The organism is Vibrio sp. 10N.239.312.D08 (assembly GCF_041466145.1).
Lineage (GTDB): Bacteria > Pseudomonadota > Gammaproteobacteria > Enterobacterales > Vibrionaceae > Vibrio > Vibrio crassostreae_C.
On record NZ_JBFSSD010000002.1, the window covers coordinates 132958 to 145842 of the forward strand.

The 12885-nt window shown below is 44.5% G+C and carries 8 protein-coding genes; 4 read left to right on the plus strand and 4 right to left on the minus strand.

Going from position 1 to position 12885, the window contains the following annotated elements; translation table 11 throughout:
• The first annotated feature begins 78 nt into the window (after positions 1–78).
• The gene (locus AB6D58_RS02260) at positions 79–750 is read left to right on the plus strand and encodes a type 1 glutamine amidotransferase domain-containing protein (protein ID WP_372156417.1); all 672 of its coding nucleotides are present in this window, start codon (positions 79–81) and stop codon (positions 748–750) included.
• Between the two features lie 148 nt (positions 751–898).
• Here the strand turns inward: AB6D58_RS02260 and AB6D58_RS02265 are convergent, their stop codons facing one another.
• From AB6D58_RS02265 to AB6D58_RS02275, 3 genes are all read right to left on the minus strand, one after another.
• On the minus strand, positions 899–2134 hold the full coding sequence (locus tag AB6D58_RS02265; protein ID WP_372156419.1) for a cysteine desulfurase-like protein: 1236 nt from the start codon (positions 2132–2134) through the stop codon (positions 899–901).
• The gene (locus AB6D58_RS02270) at positions 2118–2774 is read right to left on the minus strand and encodes a 2OG-Fe dioxygenase family protein (RefSeq protein ID WP_372143212.1); all 657 of its coding nucleotides are present in this window, start codon (positions 2772–2774) and stop codon (positions 2118–2120) included. The genes AB6D58_RS02265 and AB6D58_RS02270 overlap by 17 nt, the downstream gene beginning before the upstream one ends.
• 783 nt (positions 2775–3557) lie before the next feature.
• Complete coding sequence (locus AB6D58_RS02275) at positions 3558–5225, minus strand: GGDEF domain-containing protein (RefSeq protein WP_372156420.1); 1668 nt, start codon at positions 5223–5225, stop codon at positions 3558–3560.
• Between the two features lie 529 nt (positions 5226–5754).
• Between AB6D58_RS02275 and trxB the strand changes: the two genes are divergently transcribed.
• The 3 genes from trxB to cydC all read left to right on the plus strand — a co-directional run bounded on the left by trxB (position 5755) and on the right by cydC (position 10374).
• Positions 5755–6714 carry a thioredoxin-disulfide reductase gene (gene trxB, locus AB6D58_RS02280; protein WP_372156422.1) on the plus strand — a complete coding sequence of 320 codons (960 nt, stop codon included), beginning with the start codon at positions 5755–5757 and terminating at the stop codon, positions 6712–6714.
• Between the two features lie 161 nt (positions 6715–6875).
• Entirely contained in the window at positions 6876–8660 is a 1785-nt protein-coding gene (cydD, locus tag AB6D58_RS02285; RefSeq protein WP_372133745.1) for a heme ABC transporter permease/ATP-binding protein CydD, read from the plus strand.
• Positions 8653–10374 carry a heme ABC transporter ATP-binding protein/permease CydC gene (gene cydC, locus AB6D58_RS02290; protein WP_372156423.1) on the plus strand — a complete coding sequence of 574 codons (1722 nt, stop codon included), beginning with the start codon at positions 8653–8655 and terminating at the stop codon, positions 10372–10374. The genes cydD and cydC overlap by 8 nt, the downstream gene beginning before the upstream one ends.
• Positions 10375–10779: 405 nt before the next feature.
• Here the strand turns inward: cydC and AB6D58_RS02295 are convergent, their stop codons facing one another.
• Entirely contained in the window at positions 10780–12663 is a 1884-nt protein-coding gene (locus AB6D58_RS02295) for a methyl-accepting chemotaxis protein (RefSeq protein WP_372156424.1), read from the minus strand.
• Positions 12664–12885: the final 222 nt, after the last annotated feature.

Genomic DNA, 12885 nt, shown 5'->3' on the forward strand with positions numbered 1-12885 from the left:
CACCTAACGAACAACATCAGTGCTTAACGAAAAGCGTCAGCACCTAAATAGAAAAACAGCAGCTCAAAGGGACGAATCATGAAAAAAATACTAATACCTGTAACTAACCACGCAACACTAGGCGATACAGACCAAGCTAACGGTACTTACGCGCCTGAACTGACTCATGCACTGAAAGAGATCATTGCTGCGGGTTTTGAGTACGACATCGCGTCTATCAAGGGTGGTAAAGGCCCATTGTACGGAACCGATATTGAAGGGGATTCAGTAAACGCCGAGATCTTGGCTAATGATGACTTCCAGAACCGCATTAATAACACGATTCCTGTAAGCCAAATTAATGCAGAAAGCTACGACGCTATCTTCTACCCAGGTGGATTCGGTTTGCTTTCTGACTTAGCAACCGACGAGCAATTCGCAGCTATTGCGGCTAAACACTATGAAGATGGCGGTGTGATCGCATCTGTATGTCACGGCCCAGCAGCACTGCTTCCGATTGTTTTAAGCAACGGCGAGAAGCTATTGAGCTCTAAATCGGTGACTGGTTTTACACGTGAAGAAGAGATCGACTTTGGCACCATCAACGACATTCCGTTCCTACTGGAAGAGTCTCTTGCTCGCAGCGCAGCGCGTTTCAACAAGGTTCAACCTTGGCAAGAGCTTGTGATTGTTGATGAGCGAGTGATTACAGGCCAGAACCCGACTAGCGCACACGCAGTGGGTGTAGCTATTGTTGAGCAGCTGTCTTGATTAAAAGCGGTCTTAATCGAATCACTGGCGTTACGTAAATAAGTAATAAGCGCTGTGAAACGAAAAAGAGCATACTTCCTACTCAATGTTCATGAGAGAAGTATGCTCTTTTCTAATTCTTTAGCTATTAAGTGCTAGTGACTGCTTGCTAATGGCTTCGCAAGATCCCTTCAAGCACATTGAACAACAAGTCGATCTCTTCAATCGAGTTGTAATGCATACAACCAATACGCACCACGCCCTGCTCTTCAATACCCAACTGTTTCACCAAACCTAATGCGTAGAAATGTCCGTTCCACACACAGATATTATGTTCACCCAGCTTCTTGGCGATGAACTCTGGAGAATGGTTTTCAAAGGTAACCGCAAAGGTTGGCGTTCTTAGGTTCGAATCAAACTCCGTTTTACCATAAAGTTTCGCTCCTTCCAGCTCGCCCAAGCGTTTTAGGAAGTACTCACTCAGCTGGCTTTCATGCTTGTTATAAAGCGCGTAGCTTTGCTCTAAACGAGAACGCAATGAGTCGGTTGGCTCACCAAACTGCGCCAAGTAATCTACTGCTGCAATCACACCTGCAAGTCCTTCGAAACTTTGTGTTCCGGTTTCAAAACGACCTGGACCAATATTAGTGGCAGGCTCTACCTTGTATGGCTTTAACGTATGCAGCCATTGAGGTGCAATGTAAGCAATACCCACATGCGGGCCGAAGAACTTATAAGCCGAGCACGCTAAGAAATCGCAATTCAGCTGCTGAACATCGATCAAGTGGTGCGGTGCGTAATGAACCGCATCAACATAAACCTGCGCACCATGCTGATGTGCAAGCTCAATAACTTTTGCCATGTCGACAATCGAGCCTGTGGTGTTCGAAGCAAATGTCACCGCAACAAGTTTGGTTTTCTCGTTCAGCAAAGACTCAAAGTGCGCCATGTCTAGGCTGCAATCTGATTCATCGACACGAACTTGGCGAACGATCGCGCCTTTGTCATCTGCCGCTTGCTGCCAGCTCGATACATTCGAATAATGATCTAACGCCGTGACGATAACTTCATCGCCCTCTTTCCAATCTCGGCTGATCGCTCGGCTCAGTTGGAAGGTCAGCGATGTCATGTTAGCGCCGAACACAACGTTGCCAGAAGACTCCGCATTAAGCAGTGCTTGCGCCGCTTCTCGCGCTTGCTGCATTAAGCTTGTGGTCTTTTGGCTAGAAAAATAGTGCCCGCCTAGGTTTGAATTGAAATGCCCTAGGTATTCGGTCATTGATGCTAAAACATTCTCAGGCACCTGAGAGCCACCCGGCCCATCAAAAAAGGTCACCGGCTTACCGTTATGGTATTGGCCTAGCGCGCTAAACTGCTGGCGTACATCATTAAGAGTGAAGGACATTGCGCGCATCCTTAGCCGTTAGAACAAACACATCCATGTAGCCCATCTCGCCGTGGTCTATGGTACGAATCGGTTGTGCATTGTGCCAGAGCTTACTATCAGCAAGCATTGCCACTTCACCATCGCCTAACACTTTTCTAAAGAATGGTGCTTCGTGGCTATCTTGATACAGCATCACTTCACCACCAACGATGTTGTGGCGAGTAACACCAATGATCGCGATGTGGTCAAAACCATCTTGGTGAACACCTTCCGGTGCAACCTGAGTTTCTTCAAAAATTGCAGCGATACGGATCTGATGGATTTCGATTTCTTGTCCGTCTTCAAGCCCGTTGGTTTCAATAAACAGTTCACACATCTCTTGCATGCCTTCGCTGCTTAGGATTTGTGCTTCAATCGGCTCGAACTGGCGAACAACGTCACCTTGAAAGTGATTAATGTCTTCAGACTGAACAAAGTTATGTTTGTCTAGCTCAACGACTTGTCCATTACTGAATTCAACCACTGAGTACCTTCTCAATCGAAACTGACCATCCGCATGCTCTGTGCTTGGAAGCTTAGAGAATGACGGTGACAACTCCTCAACTGCGTGGTTACTGAGGTGGGTAATATGTAGGGTATTTTCGTGAGCATGTAACATCATCGACTCCTTAATGATTGTTAATTAACTTTCGATATTTAACGTTTTATTTACATAAAGGATACTTGAAGATATTGCCAAATCAACACTAAACAATCATTTATCCCGTCAAATTTAATAATTCAGACGCTAAACCCAATCGAGAAATAAAAAGCAGTGTATAACACCAGAATAAAAGATGACCAACTCTTAAAACTAGCACACTCCACTAGCTAGTTATAAATCCCTGAAAATTTAAATTTAACGATATTATTAACTAGCAGGCCAGGTTTCATATTGTATAAGCCCCTACCCTTTAATACGCCAGCCTTCTTGCCTGAGTTCAGGCATCACACTCGCCATCATTCATTTCTATGATTTTACACAACGAAATACGACCTACCTATCAATTGCCAAGCTATTGATTATTTACACAACAAACTGAAATTGGTTAATTTATGAGTACGCCAGAATCCACACGCCTTTGCTTGCGCGTCTGGAACAGGTCGAGTTCGGGGGGAACTCGGCCGCCCTCAAATAGAGTGCTTTCTAATAAAACCTACAATTATAAATGATGCGTTTATTTGGAATATGATGGTCTGCCTTTATGTCCTAACTTAGAATTCGTTAAAAATAGGCGACTATAAAGATTGGGAATGTTCTACACAAAACAGATGAGAGGGTAAGCAAGCTTGAAAGGTTGGTTGCTAAAAGAGCCACCTTTGGTGACATTTACACCAAAAGTCAAAACGAAAATAAGTTAACTAGACTTAAAACGATTCACTTAGAAAATAGGGAATTTAGCTAACACTCAATTTCACTGGACTGATTTTTAAAACCGTTCTTCGAGCGCTTCTGCTGGTACATTCGCTGGTCAGCTAAGCTCAAACACTCAGAAAAATTGACACATTCAAAACTAGATGCGCTTCCAAAACTGAGGCCAGACTGAGGCCAATCAGCACTGCGAATTTGCTCTTCCACCTGAGTCACTCTAAGCTCAATCTGAGAATAGAGAGCCTCAACTTGTTTCTCTTTATCCACTTTCAACAACCAGATAAATTCGTCGCCACCAGCTCGATAAACCATTCCAAGGTCTGTAAATTTTTCTCGCATCATGCGGCTGGTGTATTCTAAAAAGCGATCCCCTTCATCATGACCATAAGTATCATTAATCGATTTAAGGCCATCACAATCGATGAAGACGATACAATAGGAATGATGTACTAATTGTTTACTCGCATCATTAAAATCCAGCCGGTTTCCAAGCCCCGTTAAACTATCCACCCTCGACTGGATATAGGTTTTCTGATGTTGATGTTGTTGAATCCGCAACCATTCAGTCAGTGACAATAAAATGCAGGTACAATCTATTGCTAATGCAACAACAACGATGACTTCTGTCGATCTCTGAGTCGGCAATGGTGCAAAATGCGCAAAAATGTAATATACCAAAGCCGTGCCATAACAAAGACCACCGATCAAATAATATTTAGCGACAAAGTTTCGTTGATAAACCATCAATACGCCAGTCACTATCATTGTCGGCACCCAGATTGCCGCAATTAAATGGGACATAACAAAAGTCAACGAAAACGGGGCAAAGACATTAATAAACCCGATAATGACACACAGCCAACTAAAGGCCTGAAAGGTAAGATTAATACGAATAAAATGCTGCGGAAATCCAAACAATAATCTTGTGTAATAGCAAGAAAAAGCAACCGCAAACGGAAACAATACCATTCCAAAATAAACTGGGTTCCAGCTTTGGCTTGATAATAAGTACCCCCAAGCGCCTGAAGCGGCGAACCATCCCAGGCCATGTAGCCCAACATAACCAGCACAAGCCAGTGTGACTGGATGTTTAGTTTGAAAGTAACAAAAAAGAGCGAAAACTCCCAACGTTAGCATGACAGTAATAGAAGCTAATGTGAGCGTATTGTTGCGGAAAACGTGAATATAAAATGGATATTCAGGTTGAAGAGTGAAGTTAACTGCCTTTGGAAATTTCTTTGCTTCCAAGTAGAGCCAAAGTGTTCCAGATTCCTCCGCATTCAATATTAACGGGAAGCTTTGCCTATGCAGATGCAAGATACTCTTGTTACTTAATTGGCCAAAATCAAGTATTCGCCTTACTTGACCATTTGTTGATTGCCAGTACCCCCAACCTTGATCCAAATAGTTTGCACGGAGTGTAACTATTTGTTGTGACGACTTGATATCGGAGTTGGCCAAATCAACTCTCAACCCAAACGCCCCTTCACCACCAAATATCGTTTCAATCCTTGGAGAGGATTCAATGTGTTTTTTTAATATGGGAAAATCGACTGGATCAGATAACAAAGACATTTCATACCATCTTACAGCTTCATTAGCTAACACAGATTGTTCCCCGCTGACCTGCAGCGGAGAAGCAAAAACCGAATTCAGGCACACAATAAACACATTGATAAAAAGGATTAGAATCTGCATAGAGTTCAAATGATTCCGCGCAATATATAAATATCAATAATAACACATACAAAAAAATAACAACTAAGAAGCACTCAACAGTTCAAGTATTAACCAACATTACACCTGTTTGTAATCATGCCGTTCATACTAAAAGTGCGTCTTGTGGTCGCTTATCTGCACGCTAATTTTGATGAATTCTTGCAGCGTCTTTTAACGCAAACTTTTTAAAATAAAACATAGGATTCAGGTTCTCTTGTTTTTCTACTCATCAATGTATACGCAAAAAAGTAAATACTGCTATAGAAACACCATGATCAAGAAGGCCCTAAAAGTGAGCAATATGCATAGCTGTTTGCAAGAGCACTTTCCTTGACTTATCGCTATTGATCTAAGACACAGGATTACAAGACCATCATTTAGTTCGGTTATGTTCTAACGTATAACGATTAATTACACTTCTGCCCTTGTTTAACCTTTTATTGCCTCCATATTTTCCATACAATCCTAAGCGATTATAAATTAAAACAAATTCAATTTCGGAGTCCTCATGAGCGACGTAAAGCACTGTAATTTATTGATTCTTGGTTCTGGCCCTGCTGGCTATACAGCTGCAGTTTACGCTGCTCGTGCAAACCTAAACCCAGTACTTGTTACGGGTATGCAGCAAGGTGGTCAGCTTACAACCACAACTGAAGTGGAAAACTGGCCGGGTGACGCTGAAGGTTTAACGGGTCCAGCTCTAATGGATCGCATGAAAGAGCACGCAGAGCGCTTTGAAACAGAGATCCTGTTCGACCACATTAACGAAGTCGACCTATCTAACCGCCCTTTCCGTCTTAAAGGCGATTCAGGCGAGTACACTTGTGATGCGTTGATCATCTCAACAGGCGCATCAGCTAAGTACCTAGGTTTAGAGTCTGAAGAAGCATTCAAAGGCCGCGGCGTTTCTGCTTGTGCAACGTGTGATGGTTTCTTCTACCGCAACCAGAAAGTTGCAGTTGTGGGTGGTGGCAACACGGCTGTTGAAGAAGCACTTTACCTATCTAACATCGCGTCTGAAGTTCACCTTGTTCACCGCCGTGACACGTTCCGCGCTGAAAAGATTCTTGTTAAGCGTTTAATGGACAAAGTAGAGAGCGGCAACATTGTTCTTCACACTGATCGAACGCTATACGAAGTTCTAGGCGACGATATGGGCGTAACTGGCGTTCGCATTAAAGATACTCAGTCTGACAAAACGGAAGACATCGAAGTAATGGGCGCATTCATTGCTATCGGTCACCAACCAAACACTGAAATCTTCAAAGGCCAAGTCGACATGAAAGATGATTACATCATTGTTCAGTCTGGTCTTGAAGGTAACGCAACACAAACCAGCATCCCAGGCGTGTTCGCTGCAGGTGATGTAATGGACCACAACTACCGCCAAGCAATCACTTCTGCTGGTACAGGTTGTATGGCTGCACTGGATGCTGAACGCTTCCTAGATGGCCTTAACGATAAGTAAATCTGAGATTGCAGATTTGATTATCGGTGCTCTCGCCTCAGTAGATGCAGGGCGTCATCACATTTTGTTGTAAATCCCTAGAGCCCAGTGGTATATCCACTGGGCTTTCTTTTGTATACTAGCCGCCCTCAACAAATAATAATTATCATTAAGCCTTCATAATGGATAAGAAAAAACAACGCAGCTTGAACAAGTGGCTTAAGCAACAGAGTAAGTTAGCGAAACGCTGGCTTATGATTGCAATTAGCCTTGGCGTACTTTCAAGCGTGTTTTTAATTGCTCAAGCAGCTCTTCTCGCCTCTATTCTTCACCAGCTGATCATCGAGAATGTCGATAAGTCTGAACTGGTTGGTCATTTTGCTGGGTTGGCACTTTCGGTCGTTGGCCGTGCGGGCTGTACATGGGGTCGTGAAATCGCAGGTTATCGCTGCGGTGAACAGATCCGTGTTTACATTAGGCAGCTCATTCTCGATAAGTTACGCGAACTTGGCCCTGCTTACATCAAAGGTAAGCCTGCAGGTACGTGGGCAACGTTGTTGCTAGAACAAGTTGAAGACATGCAAGACTTCTTCTCTCGTTACTTACCTCAGATGTCTTTGTCGGTAATGATTCCATTCATTATTTTGGTTGTGGTGTTCCCAGTAAACTGGGCAGCAGGACTGATCTTCTTGATTACTGCTCCACTGGTGCCGATGTTCATGGCACTTGTGGGTATGAAAGCAGCCGATGCAAACCGTAAAAACTTCAAAGCACTGCAACGTCTTTCTGGTCACTTTTACGACCGTTTGCAGTCAATGACAACCATCCGTCTATTTGACCGCACAAACGCTGAAACAGAAGTATTGAAAGGTGCATCTGAGGTGTTCAGAACGCGCACCATGGATGTGTTGAAGATCGCTTTCTTGTCGTCTGCAGTACTTGAGTTCTTCACGTCTATCTCGATTGCGATGACGGCGGTTTACTTTGGTTTCACTTACATCGGCGAGCTTAACTTCGGCCACTACGGCGTTGGCATTACGCTATTCGCAGGTTTGTTTATCCTTATCTTGGCGCCAGAGTTTTACCAACCTCTGCGTGATTTAGGTACTTTCTACCATGCGAAACAACAAGCGGTTGGCGCAGCGGAAAGTATTGTCGAGTTCCTAGAAACAGACATCACTAAAGTTAAATCAGGCGACACTCAGTTAGACCCGGCTCAAGGCATCAATATTGAAGCTCAAGATCTGAAAGTATTGAGCCCTGAAGGTGTTCAACTGGTTGGTCCTATCTCGTTCGCGCTTAACACTCGCCAATCGACTGCGTTAGTTGGCCCAAGTGGTGCAGGTAAAACAAGTTTGATCAACGCTATTCTTGGTTTCATGCCTTATGAAGGAAGCTTGAAAATCAATGGCATTGAACTGCGTGACCTAGACTTGGCCTCTTGGCGTAAAACCATTAGCTGGGTTGGTCAAAACCCGTTACTACTGCACGGCACAATTCATGACAACGTCACTCTAGGTAAGCACGATATCACTGACCAAGTTGTCGAGAATGCACTTGAGCAGTCTTTTGCTAACGAATTCGTAAATGAGCACGGCTTGGATTACATGATTTCTGATCGTTCTGGCGGCTTATCTGTTGGTCAATCTCAGCGTTTGGCTCTGGCTCGCGCAATGATTCAAGACGGTCAGTTCTGGTTGCTCGATGAACCCACTGCCAGCCTAGATACTCGTAGCGAACAGTTGGTAATGAAAGGCATCAATAGCAACATCGAAAGCCGCACTGCCTTACTTGTGACGCACCAACTTGCCCCGCTTCAATCGGTCGATAACATTCTGGTTATGCGCGATGGTGGTCTTGTTGAACAAGGTCATTACTCTCAGCTTTCGACTGCGGGTGGTTTATTCGAAGAGATGCTTAACGCGAACTTAGCTCAACAAGATAATAAGGGTAATTTAGATGCGTGATTTACTGCCTTACCTGAAACTCTATAAAAAGCATTGGTTTGGCCTATCGCTAGGCATGCTATTGGCTTTTGCTACTCTATCGGCTTCTATTGGCTTGTTAACGCTATCAGGCTGGTTTATTTCAGCTTCTGCGGTTGCTGGCCTTACGATTGCACGTGAAACCTTCAACTACATGCTACCAGGTGGTGGTGTACGTGGTTTAGCAATGAGCCGAACAGCGGGTCGTTGGGGTGAGCGTGTTGTGAGCCACAATGCGACATTCAAACTACTGACTGATCTGCGTATCTTCTTCTTTAAGAAGCTGGCTCCGCTGATCCCAGGTCGTATTTCAAACCTTCGTGATGCTGACCTACTGAACCGTTTGGTTGCTGATGTCGATGCAATGGACCACGTTTACTTGCGCTTAGTAAGCCCAGTGACGGTGGGTGTATTTGGGATCTTCTTCCTGACTCTGTTCTTGATGTGGTTTGATAGCTCACTAGGTTTAATCCTAGGTTCTATCCTTCTTATCATGCTGTTGGTTTGGCCAATCTTGTTCTACAAGCTTGGTAAACGTAATGGTGGTGAGCTAACACAAAACAAAGCGGATCTTCGTGTAACGACGCTTGATTGGATTGAAGGCTACAGCGAGCTAACTCTGTTCGGTGCTGAAGAGCGTTACCGCAATGCAATTCTAGAAACGCAACGCAAGCTGATGGCGAATCAGTTTGTGAACGCTAACCTAACCGGTATGGCTTCAGCAGCGCTAATGCTGTTCAACGGTTTGACGCTGGTTCTTATGCTTTGGCTTGCGGCTGACGGCGTGGGTGGTAATGCACCAGACCCGTTCATCGCGCTAATGGCATTCGCAACCATGGCAAGCTTCGAGCTATTAATGCCAATTGCAGGTGCATTCCAGCATTTAGGTCAAACTTTGTCTTCAGCTCGTCGCTTGAACGAAGTTATTCTGTCTGAGCCTGAAGTTCAGTTTGCTGAAGAGAAGCTCGACATCAACAAGCCACTGGATATTACGTTCTCAAACGTGACGTTCAACTACCCTGACTCTGAGCGCAGTGTTCTGAACGCTGTCGACCTAACCATCCCCGCTACCAACAAGGTTGCGATTGTGGGTCAAACGGGGTCTGGTAAATCAACACTGATTCAGCTTTTGACTCGCTACTGGGATCCTAAGAAGGGTTACATCTCAATCGCGGGCATTGAACTGACTCAGTGGAATGAATCACAGCTTCGTGAATCAATCAGTGTGGTAAGCCAACGTGTCGACATTCTAAATGGTACTTTGCGTGACAACTTGTTGATTGCAAGACCAGAAGCGACCGATGATCACTTAGCGAATATCCTTAAAGATGTTGGCCTAGAAAAACTGCTTGAGAATAATGCACTTGATAGCTGGTTAGGTGACGGTGGTCGTCAACTGTCTGGTGGTGAGAAGCGCCGTATTGGCATCGCACGTGCGATTCTTCATGATGCCCCTATCCTGCTTCTCGATGAGCCAACAGAAGGCTTAGATAAGCAAACAGAGCAAAGCATCATGACGCTGTTCGAGAAACACTTCGAAGGCAAGACGGTTATCTTCATCACGCACCGTTTGATTGGTCTGGAATCGATGGATTCTATCGTTCTGATTGAACAAGGCGAGATTGTTGAAAACGGCTCTCATGAGAAACTGTTAAACGAAGCAGGACGTTATTTCCAACTGCGTCAGGCAATCTAGCGCCTTCATCAGTTATAAAGATAACCGTTCAAAGCCCGAGTTTATGCTCGGGCTTTTTTGTGTCTTTAATTATTCTGAGCTACACCCTTCTTCAATCAAGTTTAACCCGTCACTTCCACTTCCAATAGGTGGCTGACCTTGATGTAAAAAAGAAAATAGCTTAACAACGACAAGCTAGAGCCCCTGCGATGGTGAAATTTATGGAGCACTGCTTTCCTACTAGCGCGGCCCTCAAAACTAAGTTCCCAGGTTATCCAAACAACTAATTAGGGTTCATAACTCTAACTAGAACGCACAAAAAAGCCGAATGTGATAATCACATTCGGCTTTTTGATAACGTTATCGCGAATTATTCGCTAGTCGTTTTAGCTATCAAGTTATCGCTATTCGCTCAGAACTTAGTGCTTAAAGCTTGAAGCGGCTAATTTCGCTTTCTAGCTCGTGAGACAGTTCAGATAACTGAGCAGCTTGTTCCGCAGCTTGGTGCGCTTCGTCTGCTAGCTCATTAGATACGTCACGGATTCCTTCAGTGTTACGAGTGATCTCAGACGTTACTGATGCTTGCTCTTCTGCAGCGGAAGCAATTTGTGTCGCCATGTCGCTAATGCGTTCAACAGCAGCATGGATTTGCGTTAGGCTTGCAGCCGCTGAGTTCGCGTCATCAACACTGGTTTCAGCAAGTGTACGGCTATCGTTCATGATGTTAACCGCTTTGCCTGTTGTACCTTGCAGCAACTCAATCGTTTGTTGAATTTCTTGCGTTGAACCGTGTGTACGTTGGCTCAGAACTCGAACTTCATCCGCTACTACTGCGAAACCACGACCTTGCTCACCGGCACGTGCTGCTTCAATAGCGGCGTTAAGTGCAAGTAGGTTCGTTTGTTCTGCAATACCTTGAATGTTAGACAAGATAGCGTTGATGCTGTTGCCGTGCTCTTCAAGCTCGAGAATCACGTTAGTTGCGATTTGAACTTCTTGAGCAAGGTTTTGGATAGAGCTTTGAGTCTGTGTTACTTGACCAGTACCGTGCTCACACGCGCCAACCGCTTCAGATGAGTTCTGTGCAGTGTGGTCTGCGTTACCTGCGATCTCTTGTGTTGCTGCAGCCATTTCGTTAACGGCTGTTGCTACCATGTTGATCTCGTCTTGTTGCATTTGGATACGAGCACTACGTTCTTCAGCTTGAGAAGCCGTTTGACGTGCTTGGTTGCCTAGCGCAGCAGATACTTCGCTTAGCTTGATCACCATGGTGTGCATGTTACCCACAAAGCGGTTGAAGTTTGCTGCAAGCTGACCAATTTCGTCGTCGCTCTTAGGCTCAAGGCGTTGAGTAAGATCGCCCTCACCTGAAGCAATTTCTTCAAGTGCTGCTGAAACGCGGTTTAGGTCGCGGAATAGGAAGCTTACTAACCAAGACACGAGTACGATTACGATGAGCGTAATAACGACAGCAGTGATGATCAGCTGAGTAAGTAGCGTTGAGTGGTTCGCTTCTTCTGTTGCTTTGTCCATCTGAACCGCGAAGATCCAGTTAGTGTTAGGCACCTTCGTGAAGTAAAGCAGCTTGTCTGCGCCGCGCTCTTTGATGATCTCGATGCTACCCGTACGCACTGCGTTTTCGATGATAGGCATAGAGATATCGTTTGAAAGCTGGCTTACCGGCTTCAAGCTTAGTGCTGAATCTGGGTGTGCTAGGAATGTGCCGTCAGAGGCATCAATTAGCATTGCGTAAGCGTTGTCACCAACATCAAGGCTGATTACATCGTTAACCAACTGGTCGATCAGTACGTCTGCACCAACAACACCAACAAGTTGGCGTTTGTGGCGAACAGGTTCTGCGATCGTTACTAGAAGTGCTTTGGTGATTGCATCTTGGTAAGCCGTAGTAATGATTTGCTTACCTGCAGCGTTTGCTTCTTGGTACCAAGGACGTTGACGAGGATCGTAATCTGCACGATTACGTTCAGGATGTGAACGGTACATTCCACCTTCTGGAGTACCTAAAAAGATATCGTCAAAGCCACCCGCTACACGAGCTTGTCTAAGGAAAGGAACAACATCATCCTCTCGTGAAAAGTCATTAAATGCTGATGCGATATCAGTACGGATATCAATCCAGTTTTTAATACCTTCAGATGCTGCTTCAGATACGCTTTCAGCTCGTAGGTATACGCCATTACGAGTCTGTTCAAATAATTGGTTTGCTGATAACCAAGTTAACGCTGTTGCCATAACGACAACAGCAGATAGGCTAGCACCTATTAACTTCTGCTTAAGTGTTAGTTTCATGTCAAAGTTTCACGAGTAGTGGGAAATCTCGCGCATACTACCCAATATCAGTATTAAATTCGAGCGATTTTATAATTTAATAACGTAATATAATTTTAAGCAAACCATAAGCTTAAGTAATGTCAAATCCTTGGCTTATCGCCAAATTTAAGGCGGCATTATCTCTACGGTTATTAGTATTTTTATCGCACTTCACATGTTAAAAAGAGACAAGAAAACACG

What these genes read in the sequence shown, in the direction of transcription:
- cydC (WP_372156423.1), top strand. Translation starts at nt 8,653, where the DNA reads ATGCGTGATTTACTGCCTTACCTGAAACTCTATAAAAAGCATTGGTTT.
- AB6D58_RS02260 (WP_372156417.1), top strand. Translation starts at nt 79, where the DNA reads ATGAAAAAAATACTAATACCTGTAACTAACCACGCAACACTAGGCGAT.
- AB6D58_RS02270 (WP_372143212.1), bottom strand. Translation starts at nt 2,774, where the DNA reads ATGTTACATGCTCACGAAAATACCCTACATATTACCCACCTCAGTAAC.
- AB6D58_RS02295 (WP_372156424.1), bottom strand. Translation starts at nt 12,663, where the DNA reads ATGAAACTAACACTTAAGCAGAAGTTAATAGGTGCTAGCCTATCTGCT.
- cydD (WP_372133745.1), top strand. Translation starts at nt 6,876, where the DNA reads ATGGATAAGAAAAAACAACGCAGCTTGAACAAGTGGCTTAAGCAACAG.
- AB6D58_RS02265 (WP_372156419.1), bottom strand. Translation starts at nt 2,134, where the DNA reads ATGTCCTTCACTCTTAATGATGTACGCCAGCAGTTTAGCGCGCTAGGC.
- trxB (WP_372156422.1), top strand. Translation starts at nt 5,755, where the DNA reads ATGAGCGACGTAAAGCACTGTAATTTATTGATTCTTGGTTCTGGCCCT.
- AB6D58_RS02275 (WP_372156420.1), bottom strand. Translation starts at nt 5,225, where the DNA reads ATGCAGATTCTAATCCTTTTTATCAATGTGTTTATTGTGTGCCTGAAT.